Raw genomic sequence first — 18,524 nt, 5'->3', positions numbered from 1 at the left:
TTCCCGGAAGGAAGAGTCCCGTGTCTGACAGTCCGGACGCCGTTGCCGGCGAGAAGAACGCCGGGGGCGCGGGCGGCCTCGGCCTTTCTGCCCCGGCCGGGCACCGCGGTCACGCGATGGGGGGTGCGAGCAACCGCGACTGGTGGCCGGACCAGCTCGACCTGGCCATTCTCCGGAAACACCCCGCCACGGCCGACCCCATGGGTGAGGACTTCGACTACGCCGCGCAGTTCCTGACGCTCGACCTGGACGCCCTGGCGCGGGACGTCGACGAGATGCTCACGACGTCGCAGGAGTGGTGGCCGGCCGACTTCGGCCACTACGGGCCGCTCATGATCCGGATGGTGTGGCACAGCGCGGGCACGTACCGCATCCACGATGGCCGGGGTGGGGCAGGCGCCGGCATGCAGCGTTTCGCGCCGCTGAACAGCTGGCCGGACAATCGCAACCTCGACAAGGCCCGTCGGCTGCTCTGGCCGGTGAAGAAGAAGTACGGCCGCACGATCTCCTGGGCCGACCTGATGATCTTCGCGGGCAACCGCGCCCTGGAGACGATGGGTCTGAGGACCTTCGGCTTCGCCGGCGGCCGGGCGGATGTCTGGGAGCCCGACGAGGACGTCTACTGGGGTCCCGAGCACGCCTGGCTCGGCGACGAACGCCACGGCGGCGTCCGCGCGCTGACGGCCCCTCTGGCCGCCGACCAGATGGGTCTCATCTACGTCAACCCGGAGGGACCGAACACCGTCCCGGACCCGCTCACCGCGGCCCGGGACATCCGCGAGACGTTCCGGCGCATGGGGATGAACGACGAGGAGACCGTCGCGCTGATCGCGGGCGGCCACACGTTCGGCAAGACCCACGGCGCGGCCGACCCGATCGCCCACCTCGGCCCCGAACCCGAGGGCGCCCCCCTCGAGGAGCAGGGCCTGGGCTGGAAGAACAGCTACGGCACCGGAAAGGGCACGGACACCATCTCCAGCGGGCTGGAGGGGACGTGGACACCCACCCCGACGAGATGGGACAACAGCTTCTTCGAGACCCTGTTCGGCTACGAGTGGGACCTGGAGCTGAGCCCCGCCGGTCTGTGGCAGTGGATCCCGAAAGGCGGCGGGGCCGGCACCGTTCCGGACGCCCACGACCCGTCGACGACACACGCCCCGACGATCCTGACGACGGACCTCGCGCTGCGGTCGGACCCGGTCTACGAGTCGATCTCGCGACGCTTCCTGGAGAACCCGGACCAGCTCGCGGACGCGTTCGCCCGGGTCTGGTTCAAGCTGACGCACCTCGACATGGGCCCGATCCAGCGCTACCTCGGACCGCTCGTCCCCCGGGAGACACTGCTCTGGCAGGACCCGGTCCCTGCCGTGGACCACGAGCTCGTCGGCGAGGCGGACATCGCCGCGCTCAAGAGCCAGGTCCTCGCCTCCGGGCTGTCCGTCTCCCAGCTCGTCTCGACCGCGTGGGCGTCGGCCTCGACGTTCCGCGCCAGCGACAGGCGTGGCGGGGCGAACGGCGCACGCATCCGCCTCGAGCCGCAGCGGGGCTGGGAGGTCAACGACCCCGACACCCTGGCACAGGTGCTGCGCACCCTGGAGGGGATCCAGGAGTCCTTCAACAGCTCCCGGACCGGGGACGAGAAGATCTCGCTGGCCGACCTCATCGTGCTCGGCGGAGCCGTCGCCGTCGAGCAGGCCGCCAGGACCGCCGGCCACGACGTCCAGGTCCCCTTCAGTCCGGGACGCACGGACGCCACGCAGGAGTGGACCGATGTGGAGTCCTTCGCCGCGCTCGAGCCGACCGCGGACGGGTTCCGCAACTACCGCGGCGAGGGCGGCCGGCTGCCGCCGGAGCACCTGCTGGTCGACCGGGCGAACCTGCTGAACCTGAGCGCGCCCGAGATGACCGTCCTCGTGGGTGGCCTGCGGGTGCTGGGCGCCAACCACCGGCAGTCGCCGCTGGGTGTCTTCACCTCGGCACCCGGGTCGCTGACCAACGACTTCTTCGTGAATCTGCTCGACCCGGGCACGGAATGGAAGCCGACATCCGCGACCGCGGAGACCTTCGAGGGGTACGACCGTGCCACCGGCGAGGTCAAGTGGACCGGTAGCCGCGTCGACCTCGTCTTCGGCTCGAACTCCGAGCTGCGTGCCGTCGCGGAGGTCTACGCGAGCGACGACGCCGGGGAGAAATTCGTGCGGGACTTCGTCGCCGCATGGGTCAAGGTCATGAATCTCGATCGGTACGACCTCGCTTGATCGGCGCGACGCAGTGCGGCCCGGCTGCTCTCAACGGTGGCACATCGGGTGCGAACGGCAGACGGGGGCGGGCGAACGGCATGATCCGGCCCGAGCCAGGACTGACCTTGTCGGTGTGATACGTCCGGCGTAGCGTGTTTCTTGACCATCGATTTCGCATCCTTTCCGGTGTTATTCATTCGGCGTGGCACGCACCTCGAGCAAACAAGTCATATTTCGAGGTGTGTGCAGCCGCCTGCGAAGTGGATACAGGGATTCGGATGAGGGGAGAGAAGCCCCGATGACGACCGCGCATGAGCGAGCCGACCTGCTGGACAAGCTCGGGTTGGCCACACAGAACAAAGCAGCGCTGGGCCAAGTGCTGGGGACCGGAAGTATCGGGCAGGCCACCGAGGGATCGGACGGCCGCATGAAGGCCACAATTCGTATCCACCCGGATGAGCTGACCTGGGATCCTTCTATTCTGGTCATGCCCCACGGAGGCGATATCGAACTCGAGCTCGTCAATGACGACATGAACACGCACTGCGCACTTCTGCCGAGCAATGGCGACAGGAAGTTCATCTGGTTGGTCAACCATTCGCACGGGCATGCGCACCTCAACCTCGACGGTCCGGGCTACTACTGGTTCGGCTCACCCACGGGCAACGACGAGGGCCGGGGGCTGACCGGGTCCATCGTGGTCCTGGGGGACGCTCCGCCGGAGGCCCGCCTCGACCGTCCCGAACAACCGCGGCCGTAGCAGAAGTAGGAGGTGGAGGACATGACCGTCGACTACGCCGACTACGTCGACGCGGGTGAGGCTGTCGATCAGGGAACCCTGAACTACAAGACCCCGGGCGGAGACGTCGCGCCGCCGGTAGTGGCCGGCGTCGACTACGAGCGCATACTCAATGCCCGCGAGGAACCCCAGAACTGGCTCACCTACTACGGCGCCTACAACGGGCAGCGCTACAGCCCGCTGGACCAGATCAACACGGACAACGTCAAGCGCATGGTCCCCGCCTGGGTCTTCCAGGCCGGCACGACCGGCCTGATCGCGGGCGCGTCGACCTACTCGTTCGAGGCCGCCCCGATCGTCGTCGACGGGGTCATGTTCCTCTCCGGCTGGGACGGCTGGGTCTGGGCCCTCGACGCGAAGACAGGTGTGGAGATCTGGCGGTACAAGCACGCGGTCCCCTTCGACGTGTCCTTGTGCTGCGGGAACGTGAACCGCGGGGTCGCCGTGGCTCAGGGGAAGGTCTTCTTCGTCACGGCGAACGCCCGTGTGCTCGCGCTCGACGCCACCAGCGGCAAGCGGGTCTGGGACAAGACCTACGGAGACGTCCGGGCCGGGGAGAGCGCCACGCTCGCCCCACTGGTCGTGAAGAACATGGTCATCGTCGGCAGTTCCGGCGGCGAGTTCGGCGTACGCGGCCACCTGGACGCGTTCGATCTCGAAACCGGAGAGCACCAGTGGCGCTGCTACACGGTGCCCAAGCCCGGGGAACCCGGCTCGGAGACCTGGCCCGCCGACGGCGAGGCCTGGGCCCGGGGCGGGGCGAACTGCTGGGTCACCGGCACCTTCGACCCGGAGACGAACCTGCTGTACGTGGGCACCGGCAACCCGGCGCCCGACTTCGACGGAGCGGTCCGCGAGGGCGACAACCTCTTCACCGACAGCATCATCGCCGTGGACGTGGACAGCGGTCAGATCCGCTGGCACTACCAGTGCACCCCGCACGACGTGTGGGACTACGACAGCATCGCCGAGTGCATCCTGTTCGAGCAGGACGGGCGCAAACTGCTCGGGCACTTCGACAAGAACGGCTACTTCTTCGTCCTCGACCGCACGAACGGCGAGAGGGTCTCGATCACTCCCTTCGTCGACCGCATCACATGGGGCGCGATCACGAGGGACGGACAGGTGACGGCGAAGGTGTACCCGGACAAGGAGGGAGAACCGGTCCACTTCTACCCGGGTCCGGCCGGTGCCAAGGAATGGACCCACGCGTCCTACAGCCCGAAGACCGGGCTCTTCTACGTCCCGGTCCAGGACACCGGTGCCACGGCCACCCGGCGGCGCCGGGAGTTCAAGGAGAGCATTCCCTACTGGGGCGCGGGCGTGCAGGTGGACATCGAGGACATGGCCGGGTCCGTCAGCGCGTTCGATGCGGGCGGCGAGGAGAAGTGGCGCTGGCGCAACGAACTCCCGATGTGTGCCTCGACGCTGGCCACCGGCGGTGACCTGGTGTTCGCCGGCGAGGCCTCCGGGGAGTTCAACGCGCTCGACGCCCGCACCGGGGAACTGCTGTGGCAGTTCCAGTGCGGAAGCGGCCACCACAGCAGCCCGACCACCTACATGGTCGACGGCAGGCAGTACGTGGCCGTGCCGGTCGGCTGGGGCGGATGGGCCGAGGGATTCCTCCCCGGCATGCTCGGCGCGGGACACGGAAGCGCCCTGATCACCTTCGCCCTCCCGGAACCGTCGTAGCGCGTGACCAGAGCCTGCCGTGATCCCGGCAGAGAGGAGGTGAATCCATGGAGTCTCAGCTCGCTGTGTGGGAGACCCCCGAGTTCGACGAGATCGCAGTCGCGGCCGAGGTGACCATGTACCTCGCTCGGTTGGAGGACTAGCGGACGTGGGGCGGCGCCGGACCTGGTCCGGCGCCGCCCGACGGCTCGGGAGGCCACGGACGGCCGGGTCGGCGACGGACCGGCCCTCGACGAACGACGGACGGAGTGTCGACGTGTTGCTGCGCGTGCTGGGCTCGGCGGCGGGGGGCGGCTCCCCGCAGTGGAACTGCGGCTGCCCCGTGTGCGCCGCGGTCCGCTCGCGGGCCGGCCTCGCGCGCACCCAGTCGTCGGTCGCGGTCAGCGCCGACCGCCGCCGGTGGTTCCTCATCAACGCCTCGCCCGACGTCCCCGCCCAGATCGAGGACTTCCCCGGCCTGCACCCGCGCGACGACCGGACGACGCCGCTGGAGGCGGTGCTGCTCACCGACGCCGAGCTGGACCACACCCTGGGCCTGCTCCTGTTGCGCGAGGCCCGATCCCTGCGGCTGTACACCACACCGGCGGTCCGCAAGACCCTGTCCGACGGCACGGGGATTCTGCGCACGCTCGAGCGCTACTGCCAGGTCGAGTGGCGGGCAGTGATCCCCGGCACCGGCTTCGCCCTGGCGGACGGGCTGTCCTGCCGGGCGTTCGACGCACCCACCACCAAGCGCGACCGGTTCGGGACCGGGGTGGACCACGGCCGCGTCGTGGGCTACCGGCTGACCGACGAGCGCAGCGGGGGAAGCCTGGTGTACCTGCCGGCGGTGCAATCACTGACGGCGGCAGTGCGCGCGCAGATCGAGGGCTGCGCATGCCTGCTGATCGACGGGACCTGCTGGCACGACGACGAGCTCGTACGGCTCGGCCTGGCCGGCAAGACCTCACGGGAGATGGGCCACCTGCCCATCGACGGCCCGGACGGCAGCCTGGCGCAGCTCCCGTCGCTGGGTGTGGAGCGGACGGTCTTCGTGCACATGAACAACACCAACCCGATCCTCCTGGAGGACACGCCCGAGCGACGTACCGTGGAGGACAGCGGCATGGAAGTGGCCATGGACGGCCTCGAGGTTCAGGTGTAGAGCCGTGACGACGACAACCACCACCACCGGCGCCGACGGCTTCGTCGAGACGTTGCGGGCCCACTCGCGGCGATACCACGACCAGCACCCGTTCCACGTCCGGATGAACGCCGGCCGGCTGAGCCGCCGGCAGATCCGGGGCTGGGTGGCCAACCGCTTCTACTACCAGGAGAACATCCCCCGCAAGGACGCCGCGATCCTCTCCAACTGCCCCGACCTCGAGGTCCGTCGCCGCTGGATCCGACGGATCGTCGAGCACGACGGCACCGCGGCGGGCGAGGGCGGCATCGAGGCGTGGCTGCGCCTCGGCGAGGCCGCCGGGCTGACCCGTGAGGAGGTCCGGGACCACCGGCACCTGGTACCCGGGGTGCGGTTCGCCGTCGACGCCTACGTGAACTTCGCCCGGACCCGCCCATGGGTGGAGGCGGTGGCGTCCTCGCTCACCGAGCTGTTCGCGCCCGACCTGATGGCGGCGCGGCTCGCCGCGTTCGAGCGGTGGTACCCGTGGATCGATCCCGAGGGCCTCGCCTACTTCCGCGCCCGCCTGGAACAGGCCCCCCGCGACTGCGAGCACGCCCTCGAGGTGGTCACCGCGCACTGCCTCTCCGCCGAGTCGCAGGCGCGCGCCGTCGACGCGCTGTCGTTCAAGTGTGACGTCCTGTGGAGCCTGATGGACGCCATCGACCAGGCCTACCTGGAGTGACCACCATGGACCCGACCCCTACCGGAACGACCCAGACCAGCAGCACGACCCGGCCCGGCGTCGGGGTGTCCGGCTCGGACCGGCCCCGGTTGGCGGCCCATGTCCGGCTCACCTTCTGCCGGACCAGGCAGCGTAAGGTCCTGCTGCACCCCGAGACGGTGGTGGTTCTGAACGGCAGCGGCGCGGCCATCCTCGAGCTGTGCGACGGGCAGCACACCGTGGCCGAGATCGTGGCCGAACTGGGCGCGCGCTACGAGACCGTCCCCGACGACGAGGTCCGGCAGTTCCTGGCCCGGCTCGTCGCCCGGCGTTGGATGGAGCTCACCGATGGATAGCCCCTTCGGGCTGCTCGCCGAGCTCACCTACCGCTGCCCGCTGGCCTGCCCGTACTGCTCCAACCCACTGAACCTGGCCGACTACCAGGACGAGCTGACCACCGACGAGTGGCTGCGGGTGCTGACCGAGGCCGAGGACCTGGGAGTTCTGCAGTGCCACCTGTCCGGCGGGGAACCGCTGCTGCGGCGCGACCTGGTGGAGCTCGTGACGCACGCCCATGCCCTGGGCCTCTACACCAACCTCATCACCAGCGCCCTGGGGTTCTCGCGACCGAGGGCCGAGCAGCTGCGCGCCGCCGGCCTGGATCACGTGCAGATCAGCATCCAGGCCGACGAACCGGCCATGTCGGACCGGATCGCCGGGATCCCGTCGTTCCGACGCAAGATCGAGGCGATGGGCGTGGTCAAGGAGCTGGGCTGGCCCCTGACCATGAACGTGGTGCTGCACCGGCACAACATCGACCGCGTCGCCGACGTGCTCGCTCTGGCCGAGGAGGTGGGCGCGGACCGGGTGGAGCTGGCCAACACCCAGTACTACGGCTGGGCCTGGCGGAACCGTGCCGCGCTGCTGCCGAGCCGGGACCAGCTCGAGGCCGCCGAGGCCGTCGTACGGGCCACCGCCGAGCGGTTGCGGGACCATATGGACATCATCTACGTCATCCCCGACTACTACAGCCGCTACCCGAAGCCCTGCATGGGCGGCTGGGCCTCCCGGCAGCTGACCGTCACGCCGAACGGCGACGTCCTGCCCTGCCCGGCCGCCCAGTCCCTGCCGCTGCCGCGGGCAAGTGTGCGGGAGGCCACGCTGGAGCGGATCTGGACCGATGCCCCCGTCATGACCGCGTTCCGCGGGACCGGCTGGATGCCGGAACCCTGCCGGAGCTGCCCCCGGCGGGAGGTGGACTTCGGCGGGTGCCGCTGCCAGGCGTTCCTGCTCACCGGAGACGCCGCCCGCACCGACCCGGTCTGTTACCTGTCGCCCGACCACGACCTGGTCGCACGGGCGGTCGAGGCCGCCAACGCCGACTCGCGGGACGACGATCTTCCGCTGGTCCCCCGCCCGCACCGACCCGGTCTGCCACCTGTCGCCCGGTGACGAACCGGTCGCCCGGGCGGTCGAGGCCGCCCCTGCCGACCTGGGGATCTGCGATCTTCCGCCGCTCCCCTCGCCGCAGGCCGGGCTGCCTCCCGCTGGAGCGGGTCAGCCGCCGAACCACAACGGCAGCGCCGCAGCGGCGATGATCAGGGTGACCCCGCTCAGCAGGTCCGAGCGGATCCGGATGAGGTGCGCCGCCGCCCGCCCGAGCTGCAGCCCGACCAGCGACAACACTGCCGTCATGGCACCGAAGACGGCGGCCGAGAACCACGGCGAGAGTCCGAGAACCCCCAGGCTCGCCCCGGCGAACAAGTTGTCCAGGCTCAGCGTCAACGGGATGCCGAACAACGCCCACGGATGGTCCAACTCGTCCGGCTCGGGCTTCCGGAGGGATGAGACGACGAGGTAGAGACCGTACCCGCCGAGCGCGGCAGCACCCACCACGTCGGCGACGTCCCCGACGGACTCCCCGATCTGGTGACCGATCAACAGCCCGACCAGGGGCATGATCGCGTCCCACAGCCCGAAGGCCAGCGCGACCTGCACCGCGCGCTTCAAACCGAAGGGCACCGTGCCGAGCGCGATCGATACTCGGAAATTGTCGAGACTGAGTACGAAACCCAGGACCAGTATTTCCCAGATCATGGCGACGCCGCTTCCCGATGAGGATCGGTGTCGGCGGAGACGACTTCGCGCCATCTCCCAGCCACCATAATTCTACGCGGTATCTCAGGGGGTTCGCACAATAAACCTGTCACGCCGATTTCCGGAGGATTTCCGGACACTACTTACCGACGGTGACCGGCGATGGAAAAGGCTCACACGTCCCGGCGGCCGGTGGGGGCCGACCGGGACGTCGGGCTCAGGCCAGGTCGAACCGGTCGAGGTTCATCACCTTGTTCCACGCCGCCACGAAGTCACGTACGAACTTCTCCCCCGCGTCCTGGGACGCGTAGACCTCCGCGACGGCTCGGAGCTGGGAGTGCGCACCGAAGATCAGGTCGACGGCGGTGGCGGTCCACTTGACCTCGCCGGTGGCGCGATCCCGGCCCTCGAACACGTTCTCGTCCGCGGCCGACACCTTCCACTCCGTGCCCATGTCGAGCAGGTTGAAGAAGAAGTCGTTGGTCAGGATTCCCGGCCGGTGGGTGAGGACACCGTGGGGGGATCCCTTGAAGCCGGTGTTCAGGGCCCGCATTCCGCCGATCAGCACCGTCATCTCGGGAGCGGTCAGCGTCAGCAGGTTGGCGCGGTCCAGCATGAGGGTCTCCGGCGACAGCTTCTCGCCCGCCGGAAGGTAGTTGCGGAAGGCATCCGCCTTGGGCTCCAGCACGGCGAACGACGCCGCGTCGGTCTGCTCCTGCGAGGCGTCCGTACGCCCCGGTGCGAACGGGACCGGGACGTCGTACCCGGCGTTCCTCGCGGCCTGCTCGACGGCCGCGCACCCGCCGAGGACGATCAGGTCGGCGAGGGAGACCCGCGTTCCGCCGGTCTGGGAGAGGTTGAAGTCCTGCTGGATCCGCTCGAGGGTGTGCAGTACCTCGGTCACCTCGGGGAGGTCGTTGAGCTCCCAGTCCTTCTGCGGCGCGAGCCGGATGCGTGCTCCGTTCGCCCCGCCGCGCTTGTCGGTGCCGCGGAAGCTCGCCGCCGACGCCCACGCGGTGGTGACCAGCTGGGAGACCGAAAGGCCCGAGCGGAGGATCCTGCCCTTGAGGGCAGCGATGTCCTCGTCCCCGACCAGTTCGTGCTCGACGGCGGGAACGGGGTCCTGCCACAGCTGCGGCTCGGGAATCCACGGGCCGAGGTAGCGCGAGAGGGGTCCCATGTCGCGGTGCAGCAGTTTGTACCACGCCTTGGCGAACGCCACCGCGAGCTCGTCCGGGTTCTCGTGGAACCTCTTCGTGATCGGGCCGTAGACCGGGTCCACCTTCAGCGCGAGGTCCGTCGTCAGCATCATGGGGGCGTGCCGCTTCGACGGATCATGGGCGTCGCGCACCGTGTTCCTGGCCGCGGGATCCGAGGGAGTCCACTGGTGGGCGCCGGCGGGGCTGCTCGTCAGCTCCCACTCGTACCCGTAGAGATTGTCCAGGTACCCGTTGTCCCACTGGGTCGGCTCAGTGGTCCATGCGCCCTCCAGACCGCTGGTGAGCGCGTGAGGCCCCGTGCCGCTGCCGTATGTGTTCCGCCAGCCGAGGCCCTGCTGCTCGATGGAGGCGGCCTCGGGCTCCGGGCCGATGTAACTGGCGTCGACCGCGCCGTGACACTTGCCGAAGGTGTGGCCGCCGACGATGAGTGCGACCGTCTCCTCGTCATTCATCGCCATGCGCCCGAACGTCTCGCGAACGTCCCGGGCGGCAGCCATCGGGTCCGGGTTTCCGTTGGGCCCCTCCGGATTGACGTAGATCAGCCCCATCTGCACGGCGGCGAAAGGACCGGTGAGTTCCCTGTCGCCGCTGTAGCGCTCATCTCCGAGCCATGTGTCCTCGGGCCCCCAGAAGATCTCCTCGGGCTCCCAGATGTCCTGTCGCCCGAAACCGAACCCGAACGTCTTGAACCCCATGGATTCCATGGCGCAGTTTCCGGCGAAGACCAGAAGATCGGCCCAGGAGATTTTCCGGCCGTACTTCTGTTTGACCGGCCAGAGCAGACGGCGCGCCTTGTCCAGGCTCGCGTTGTCCGGCCAGCTGTTGAGGGGGGCGAAGCGCTGTGCGCCGCTGCCGCCACCGCCGCGGCCGTCCTCGATGCGGTACGTTCCCGCGGCATGCCAGCTCATCCGGATGAAGAGCGGCCCGTAGTGACCGTAGTCGGCAGGCCACCAGTCCTGGGACGTCGTCATCACCTCGAAGACGTCACGCTTCAGCGCGTCGACGTCGAGGGTCGCGAACTCTTCCGCGTAGTCGAAGTCCTCGCCCATCGGGTTGGATCGGGGCGAGTGCTGGTGGAGAACCTGAAGGTCCAGCTGATTCGGCCACCAGTCCCGGTTCGTCCTGGGCCGTCGAGTCGGCGTGGGTGTGGGTGAAGGGATAGCCGGATTCTCGCTTTCACTGCCGGACATGCCCGTCCTTCTTCCTGTATCGGTGTTCCTTCTGCCGGCTGCGGCTCCTGACGTCGTTGGTTTCGCTGGTGACGAGCACGTCGCCGCACCGGCTGGAAATTGTGCTGTGCCGCGTCCGTATGGTCGCGCACGGAAGACCACACCTCCATGAAACACGCAGAGCATCCCGTATGACAGACGTGAGAGAAGTGGCGCTCTTTGCGGATGTTCGGCAGCGGCGGCGGACAGAGCGCCGACGTCGCAGGCCGTGACGGTCCGTGTTGGGCCGCCGACCGCGTGGGTCGTCGCCGAGGACGACGCGCCCGCCCGCGAACCACGCCGACCGGGTGCGTTCCTACCGACTCCACGTCGAAGAGTGGTCTAGCCGACGAGTTCTCCCACGAGTGCGGCGACTTGCTCCAGTTCGATGAGGAAGCCGTCGTGACCGCACGGGGATTCGATCACCCGGAGGTGATCCGCGGTAGGGATGCCGGCTGCCAACTCGGACTGCTGGGACAACGGATACAGACGGTCGGAGTCGACTCCGGCGACGAGTGTCCTGGCCGTCACACGGCTCAGGGCGGTCCGCGTACCGCCCCGGCCGCGACCGATGTCGTGACTGTTCATGGCCTGTGTCAGTGTGACGTAGCTGCCCGCGTCGAAGCGGCGCACGAGCTTGGCGGCGTGGTGGTCCAGGTAGGACTCGACCTGGTACCGGCCGCCGTTCCAGGGCTCCTCCGCACCCTGCGGTGTGCGCCCGAAGCGGGTCCGCAGCTCCGGTTCGCTGCGATAGGTGATGTGGGCGAGGCGGCGGGCCAGGCCGAGGCCGGCATGCGGGCCGAGCCCGGGGCCGGCGTCGTGGTAGTCCCCGCCGCGCCAGTGCGGGTCGCTGCGGATGGCATGGAGCTGGATGTTCGCCCAGGCGATGTGTTCCGCGCTCGCCGCGGCAGCCGTGACGAGCACCAGGAGCGCCCGCGTCCGTTCCGGACGCGACACGGCCCATTCCAGCGCCCGCATCCCGCCCATCGATCCGCCGACGACCAGTGCCCAGCTGTCGATGCCCAGGGCGTCGGCCAGGCCGGCCTCGGCAGCCACCTGGTCGCGTTGCGTCAGGAAGGGGAAGCGACCACCCCAGCGGCGTCCGTCCGGCGTGCGGGACGACGGTCCGGTGCTGCCCTGACAACCGCCGAGCACGTTCGGAGCCACGACGAACCAGCGGTCCGTGTCGAGCGCACGCCCTGGGCCGATGAGCCCGTCCCACCAGCCGGGAGTGGGGTGGCCGGGCTCGGCGGCACCGGCGGCGTGGCTGTCACCGGTCAGTGCGTGCAGCACGAGCACCGCGTTGGACCGGTCGGGTGCGAGCCGCCCCCACGTCTCGAACGCGAGCCGCACGCGCGGAAGTTCACCACCCGCCTCCAGGGCAAGGGGCTCCTCGCGCTCGTACCACTGGCGACGCCCGGCCGGGTCCCCCTCCCGCCAGGCCCCGGAGGCCGGCGGGAGGGGGACCGAGGAGGGCGTCAGTACGGTGTTCAGGACGCGCCCTTCGCCGCGCGGAACCCCGCCTCCAGGTCGGCCTTGAGGTCGGCGAGGTTCTCGAGGCCGACCGACAGGCGCACCAGGCCGGGGGAGGCGCCGGTGGCGGCCAGTTGTTCCTCGTCGAGCTGGCTGTGCGTCGTGGACGCCGGGTGGATGATGAGGCTGCGCACGTCGCCGATGTTGGCGAGGTGGCTGAACAACTCGACCGCGTCCACGAACCGCTTGCCGGCCTCGACTCCGGCTCGCAGTTCGAAGGAGACCACGGCACCCGCACCCCGGGGAAGATACCTCCGCCCCGCCTCGTACCACCTGCTGGTCTCCAGCCCCGGGTAGTGCACGGCGGCGACCTCGTCCCGCTGTTCCAGCCACTCGGCCAGGGCCTGGGCGTTGGCGGAGTGCCGTTCGATGCGCAGGCTGAGCGTCTCCACGCCCTGCAGGAGCAGGAAGGCGGAGTGCGGGGAGAGGGCCGGCCCGAGGTCGCGGAGCAACTGCACCCTGAGCTTGACGGCGAACGCACCCGGTCCGAGCGCGGGCCAGTACCGCAGTCCGTGATAGCTGGGGTCGGGCTCGGTGAAGTCCGGGAACCGCTCGGCGTGCGCCCCGAAGTCGAAGGTGCCGCCGTCGACGACCACACCGGCGATGGCCGTGCCATGCCCTCCCAGGAACTTGGTCGCCGAGTGGACGACGATGTCCGCGCCGTGCTCGAGGGGCCGCAGCAGGTAGGGGGTCGGGACGGTGTTGTCCACGATCAACGGCACCCCGGCCGCGTGCGCCACGTCCGCGACCCCCTGTACATCGAGTACGTTGCCGCGTGGGTTGCCCAGCGTCTCCGCGAACAGGGCCTTGGTGTTCGGCCGGATCGCCGCCCGCCACGCCTGAAGGTCGTCCGGGTCGTCCACGAACGACACCTCGATGCCGAGCCTCGGCAGCGTGTGCCGGAAGAGGTTGTACGTCCCGCCGTACAGGGACGTGCTGGAGACGATGTGGTCGCCGGAGCCCGCCAGGGTCAGGATCGCCAGGGTCTCCGCCGCCTGCCCGGAGGAGAGCGCCACGGCCGCGACCCCGCCCTCCAGGGCGGCGATGCGCTGCTCGAAGACGTCCTGGGTGGGATTGTGGATACGGGTGTAGATGTTGCCGGGCTCGGCCAGTGCGAACAGGTCGGCGGCATGCTGCGTGTCCCGGAACACGAACGACGTCGTCTGGTAGATGGGCGTCGCGCGGGCGCCGGTCGTCGGGTCGGGCGTGGCACCCGCGTGGATCTGCTTGGTCTCGAAGGACCAGGCGGAGGTGTCGGGACCGGCGGGTTCGTCCTCGGGGGTGTGGCCGGCGGTGACGGAGTCGATGGGCTGGCTCATGGTGGTGCTCCCTTGTGCAGAGGGGGAGATGCGCGCGGTGAGGCGCCGCGGATGCGCGAAAAGTGCCGCAGGGCTGCGAGCCGGGACCGGAAGAGGGCGGCGTTCAGCGCGGTGCGGTGGAGAAGAGACTGCTCAGAGGCAGCAGCGCGGCTTCAGCTCGCGGCAGGACAGCGCGTGGTGGTGACACGCACGTAGTCAACGTGGCGGCGGGTCACGAGCACGGTCATGGAGCCAGATAACCACACGGGCGTGGCGACGCACCAGCGAACGTGGTCGTTTCACCTGCCGGGACGCGCTGCTCGTCCAGCACGGGCACCTGCGGGAGCCGGCCGGGACGTAACGGACGCGCACTTCAAGATCAGCTGAATTGCATGGGTTTTCCGGACTCAGTGCTACGGCAACATGTCGACCTCATGGCGGCGCCAGGCGAAACCTGGTGCTGCGGCACAGCACGGACCAGGCTGACGTGCACACATCGCTCGCTCCGTTCCGTACCTGCAGAAAGCTTCACCCCGCATGTATTCGACCTGTCTGCCCGGTGCTCCTGAGGCGCACATCCCGTGTGTGGCGAGGAGGTGCCGCACATGGTGCGCCATGTGACACGCAAGGCGGTCGGCTGGCTCCTGATGATCGCGGTCGCGACGAACGCGACCTACTTCCTCGCCAGTTGGTTCCTGGACCCGCGGTCGAACTTCAAGGAACTGCGGCCCGTCCGCAGCGAGACACAGATCGACCGGGCCCTCGCGCCGTACAACCTGGACCCCAGGGTGCCGTTGGTGCACCGCTGGTGGGACTGGCTGACCTCGGTGACCCTCCACTTCGACTGGGGAAAGTCCCCCACCGGCGTCTCCGTCAACGGCGAAGTCGGCTACCGGGCGCTTGTCAGCGCGGAGTTGGTCGTCCTCGCCACCGTACTGTCCGTCGTGATCGGCGTTGCTCTCGGCGTCTACACCGCCGCACGGCAGTACGGCTGGGCCGATCGGGTGTCGCAGGCGGTGTCCATCGTGGTGTTCAACGTCCCCACGTCCGTCGCCGCCCTCGCCGTGGTCTTCGTCGCCATCTGGCTGAACCAGCACGCCGGGCTGCACTTCCTCTACGTCGCCGGGGAGAACTCGCCGGGCGTCGAAGGACTGCTCCCCACCATCGGTGACCGCCTCCTGCACCTGATCCTGCCGACTGTGACGCTCACGCTGATGGGCTATGTCGGCTACCACCTGACGCAGCGTTCACTGCTGCTCGACACGCTCAACGCCGACTTCGTGCGAACCGCCCAGGCCACCGGCCTCACCCGCAGTCAGGCCATCCGCAGGCACGCCCTGCGGGCCGCGCTCATCCCGACGGCGGCTTCCGTGGCGTTCAGCGTCCCGGCCGTCTTCACCGGTGCCGTCATCACGGAGACGATCTTCGGATGGAACGGCATGGGCCGCTACTTCATCCAGACCATCAGCAAGAACGACGTACACGGCGTGGTCGCGACGGCCGCCTTCGCCGCGGCTCTGACCGCGATCGGCGCCATCCTCGCGGACATCGCCACGGTCTTCCTCGACCCGAGAGTGCGGGTGAGCTGACGTGACCACCGACGCGCCCACCCGTCCGGCCGCGGAGCAGACTCCAAAAACCGCGACGACCGCGCCGAAGCACCCGAACCTCGGCCTCGGCCGGCTCTATCTGCGGCGCTTCCTGCGCAACCGCCTCGCCGTCGTCGGAGTGGCGATCTTCGCGCTGCTGGTGCTGTTCGGTGCCTTCGGTGACCGATTCACCTCCTACGCGTACACCGACGCCGACTTCACCGCGCTCACCCGGCCTCCGAGCAGCCTCCACCCGTTCGGCACCAACCAGGGTGGCAACGACATCTACGCCTGTGCCGTCCACGGACTCCGGCGCTCCCTGATGATCGCCGTGAGCGTGTCGGTACTGACGATCGTCCTCGCCGCGGTCATCGGCGCCGGCGCCGCGTACGTCGGGGGCCGGGTCGAGCGGGTGACCCTCGCCGTCATCCACTTCCTCCTGATCGTCCCCTCGTTCCTCATCCTCGCTCTGGTCTCCCACCGGCTGGCCGGCGACTGGCGCGCTCTCATCATCGTGCTGACCGCGTTCGGCTGGATGTCCACCGCGCGGGTGATCTGGTCCGTCTCGACCTCACTGCGCGAACGGGACTACGTGAAGGCGGCCGAGTTCATGGGAGTCGGTCCACTGCGGATCATCCTCCGCCACATCATCCCCAACCTCGGCTCCCTGCTGATCGTCAACCTCACGCTCGGAGTCGTGGCGACCGTGCTCGGCGAAACCGCCCTGTCGTTCCTCGGGTTCGGCGTCCAGACCCCGGACGTCTCACTCGGGACGATGCTCGCGGACGGCGCGAACAGCGTCACGAGTGCCCCCTGGCTCTTCGCCTTCCCCGCCGGCCTGGTCGTTCTGCTCACCGTCTCGATGACCTTCATCGGCGACGGCTTGCGCGACGCCCTCGACCCCACCTCGGTGACCGGCTCGGCAGGAGGCCGACGATGACCCTCGCGACACCGCTGCCAGCCCCGGCACCACCCACCGACGCAGCCCCCGTCCTCTCCGTGCGGGACCTGCGGATCTCCTTCCCCTCCGAAGCGGGCACCGTCGAGGCGGTGCGCGGCGTGAGCTTCGACCTGCTGCCCGGCCGGACCCTCTGCGTCGTCGGCGAATCCGGCTCGGGCAAATCGGCCACCGCGATGGGCATCATGGGCCTGCTGCCGCCCACCGCCGACCTGCGCGGCAAGGTGCTGCTCGGCGGACAGGACCTCATCGGCCTCGACGACCGGGCGCTGTCGAAGATCCGCGGCAACTCCATCGGCATGATCTTCCAGGACCCCTTGTCCGCCCTCACACCGATCTTCTCGGTGGGCAGGCTGCTCTCCGACGCCCTGCGGGTCCATCAGGACCTGACGAGGCGGGCGGCCTGGGAACAAGCCGTGCACCTGCTCGATCTCGTCGGCATCCCGGACCCGCGCGGCCGGGCCGCCGCCTTCCCGCACGAGTTCTCCGGCGGCATGCGCCAGCGCGTGGTCATCGCCATGGCCATCGCCAACAGGCCGTCCGTGCTCGTGGCCGACGAACCCACCACCGCACTCGACGTCACCGTGCAGGCCCAGATCCTCGACGTGCTGCGGCTGGCGCAGCAGGAGACCGGCGCCGGTCTCGTCCTGATCACGCACGACCTCGGGGTCGTCGCGGGCCACGCGGACGATGTCGCCGTCATGTACGCGGGCCGGTTCGTGGAACACGCGGGCGTCGAGGAACTCTTCCGTCGGCCGGTGATGCCGTACACAGCGCGGTTGCTGGCCGCCGTGCCGACCGTGGACGGCGGAACCCGCCGCACCCTGGTCCCCGTCGGTGGGGAGCCACCCGCCCCGGTGGCCCTCCCGGACGGCTGTCCCTTCGCACCCCGGTGCGCCGTCGCCCTCGACGCGTGTCGCTCCGACGAACCGGAACTGCGCCATGTCACCGGACACGGACACGTGGCCTGCCTGCGCGCCGCCGAGATCGCCGACGGATCCCTGGACCCCACGGGGGACGCCCCGCCCGTCGGCCGCCCGGCGCCCTCGCCTCGTGCCGGGAACGGCGACGTGGTGCTCCGTGTCGAGGACCTCGTCAAGACCTTTCCGGTCACCAAGGGTGCTCTCCTCAAGCGCCGGGTCGGTACGCTGCACGCCGTCAACCGGGTCAGCTTCGAGCTGCGCGCCGGCGAGACGCTCGGCCTGGTGGGGGAGTCCGGCAGCGGCAAGACCACGACGCTGATGGAGATCCTCCGGCTCGAACGGCCCGAAGGCGGCCGGATAGAGATCTCCGGCACCGACGTCGGCGCGGCCGCATCCGGCGCGCGCGCACGGGAGCTCCGGCAGGACGTACAGATCGTCATGCAGGACCCCCTGGGGGCCCTGGACCCCCGCATGCCCGTCTTCCACTTGCTGGCCGAACCCCTGCGGGCGATCGGGCGTGATCGCCAGTCGATCCGCGCACGGGTCCACGAACTGCTGACCCTGGTGGGTCTGGACGACTCGGTCGCCGACCGCTTCCCGGCCGCACTGTCCGGAGGCCAACGCCAACGGATCGGTATCGCCCGTGCTTTGGCGACCGAGCCGAAGCTGCTCGCGCTCGACGAACCGCTCTCCGCCCTGGACGTCTCCGTGCAGGCCGGGGTGATCAACCTGCTGGCGCGGCTCAAGCGTGAACTCGGCCTGGCCTACCTCGTGGTCGCCCACGATCTGGCCGTGGTCCGGTACATCTCCGACCGCATCGCGGTGATGTACCTGGGGCACATCGTCGAGACCGGCGACACCGAGGCGATCTTCTCCGATCCGAAGCACCCCTACACCCGTGCGCTGCTGTCGGCGATCCCGATACCCGACCCCGAGCGGGAACGCACCCGCGAACGCGTCGTGCTGGAGGGTGAGCAGCCGAACGCCGCGCGCCTGCCCGCCGGGTGTGTCTTCGTCGACCGCTGCCCGCTGTACCGCCTCGCCGACGAGGAGCTGCGGCACCGCTGTCGCACGCAGCCCCCCGTGCCGTCTTCCGCGCCTGGACTCTCCGCCCACCAGTACGCCTGCCACGGCGTCTGAA

At 69.5% G+C, this 18,524-nt stretch carries 15 protein-coding genes; 11 read left to right on the top strand and 4 right to left on the bottom strand.

The window, feature by feature from the left end:
• The first annotated feature begins 20 nt into the window (after nt 1-20).
• The 8 genes from katG (ACGFRF_RS27090) to pqqE all read left to right on the top strand — a co-directional run bounded on the left by katG (ACGFRF_RS27090) (nt 21) and on the right by pqqE (nt 8,009).
• Nucleotides 21-2,258 (top strand): catalase/peroxidase HPI, encoded by a 2,238-nt coding sequence (gene katG, locus ACGFRF_RS27090; protein WP_393744185.1) that lies wholly within the window; start codon nt 21-23, stop codon nt 2,256-2,258.
• 280 nt (nt 2,259-2,538) lie between these two features.
• Entirely contained in the window at nt 2,539-3,000 is a 462-nt protein-coding gene (locus ACGFRF_RS27085) for an MSMEG_3727 family PQQ-associated protein (RefSeq protein ID WP_393744183.1), read from the top strand.
• A gap of 21 nt (nt 3,001-3,021) precedes the next feature.
• Nucleotides 3,022-4,731 (top strand): PQQ-dependent dehydrogenase, methanol/ethanol family, encoded by a 1,710-nt coding sequence (locus tag ACGFRF_RS27080; RefSeq protein ID WP_393744181.1) that lies wholly within the window; start codon nt 3,022-3,024, stop codon nt 4,729-4,731.
• Between the two features lie 47 nt (nt 4,732-4,778).
• Nucleotides 4,779-4,874, top strand: a complete 96-nt coding sequence (gene pqqA, locus ACGFRF_RS27075; protein ID WP_100829469.1) for a pyrroloquinoline quinone precursor peptide PqqA — start codon at nt 4,779-4,781, stop codon at nt 4,872-4,874.
• 113 nt (nt 4,875-4,987) lie between these two features.
• Entirely contained in the window at nt 4,988-5,875 is an 888-nt protein-coding gene (pqqB, locus tag ACGFRF_RS27070; protein WP_393744179.1) for a pyrroloquinoline quinone biosynthesis protein PqqB, read from the top strand.
• Between the two features lie 4 nt (nt 5,876-5,879).
• Complete coding sequence (pqqC, locus tag ACGFRF_RS27065) at nt 5,880-6,578, top strand: pyrroloquinoline-quinone synthase PqqC (RefSeq protein ID WP_393744177.1); 699 nt, start codon at nt 5,880-5,882, stop codon at nt 6,576-6,578.
• Between the two features lie 5 nt (nt 6,579-6,583).
• Entirely contained in the window at nt 6,584-6,913 is a 330-nt protein-coding gene (gene pqqD / locus ACGFRF_RS27060) for a pyrroloquinoline quinone biosynthesis peptide chaperone PqqD (RefSeq protein ID WP_393744175.1), read from the top strand.
• A complete protein-coding gene (gene pqqE, locus ACGFRF_RS27055) occupies nt 6,906-8,009 on the top strand; it encodes a pyrroloquinoline quinone biosynthesis protein PqqE (protein ID WP_393744173.1) in 1,104 nt (367 codons plus the stop codon). Before pqqD ends, pqqE begins: the two co-directional genes overlap by 8 nt.
• Nucleotides 8,010-8,114: 105 nt before the next feature.
• Here pqqE and ACGFRF_RS27050 read toward each other — a convergent pair whose 3' ends face one another.
• From ACGFRF_RS27050 to ACGFRF_RS27035, 4 genes are all read right to left on the bottom strand, one after another.
• Nucleotides 8,115-8,708, bottom strand: coding sequence for a manganese efflux pump MntP family protein (locus ACGFRF_RS27050; RefSeq protein WP_393744171.1), 594 nt, complete (start codon nt 8,706-8,708; stop codon nt 8,115-8,117).
• A gap of 163 nt (nt 8,709-8,871) precedes the next feature.
• Nucleotides 8,872-11,064, bottom strand: a complete 2,193-nt coding sequence (katG, locus tag ACGFRF_RS27045; RefSeq protein WP_393744169.1) for a catalase/peroxidase HPI — start codon at nt 11,062-11,064, stop codon at nt 8,872-8,874.
• Between the two features lie 360 nt (nt 11,065-11,424).
• Nucleotides 11,425-12,576, bottom strand: a complete 1,152-nt coding sequence (locus ACGFRF_RS27040) for a homoserine O-acetyltransferase (protein WP_393744286.1) — start codon at nt 12,574-12,576, stop codon at nt 11,425-11,427.
• Nucleotides 12,573-13,934 carry a bifunctional o-acetylhomoserine/o-acetylserine sulfhydrylase gene (locus ACGFRF_RS27035; protein WP_393744167.1) on the bottom strand — a complete coding sequence of 454 codons (1,362 nt, stop codon included), beginning with the start codon at nt 13,932-13,934 and terminating at the stop codon, nt 12,573-12,575. The genes ACGFRF_RS27040 and ACGFRF_RS27035 overlap by 4 nt, the downstream gene beginning before the upstream one ends.
• A 584-nt stretch (nt 13,935-14,518) precedes the next feature.
• Between ACGFRF_RS27035 and ACGFRF_RS27030 the strand changes: the two genes are divergently transcribed.
• The 3 genes from ACGFRF_RS27030 to ACGFRF_RS27020 are packed head-to-tail and all read left to right on the top strand — an operon-like array spanning nt 14,519 to nt 18,523.
• Nucleotides 14,519-15,502: an ABC transporter permease gene (locus tag ACGFRF_RS27030; RefSeq protein WP_393744165.1), complete on the top strand. Its 984-nt coding sequence runs from the start codon at nt 14,519-14,521 to the stop codon at nt 15,500-15,502.
• A gap of 1 nt (nt 15,503) precedes the next feature.
• Nucleotides 15,504-16,442 (top strand): ABC transporter permease, encoded by a 939-nt coding sequence (locus ACGFRF_RS27025; protein WP_393744163.1) that lies wholly within the window; start codon nt 15,504-15,506, stop codon nt 16,440-16,442.
• Nucleotides 16,439-18,523, top strand: a complete 2,085-nt coding sequence (locus tag ACGFRF_RS27020; RefSeq protein WP_393744161.1) for a dipeptide ABC transporter ATP-binding protein — start codon at nt 16,439-16,441, stop codon at nt 18,521-18,523. Before ACGFRF_RS27025 ends, ACGFRF_RS27020 begins: the two co-directional genes overlap by 4 nt.
• The last annotated feature ends 1 nt before the right edge of the window (nt 18,524 follow it).

Source organism: Streptomyces sp. NPDC048521 (genome assembly GCF_043199855.1).
GTDB lineage: Bacteria > Actinomycetota > Actinomycetes > Streptomycetales > Streptomycetaceae > Streptomyces.
The sequence above is the reverse complement of the archived record's forward strand: the minus strand, read 5'-3'. Positions and strand labels throughout refer to the sequence as shown.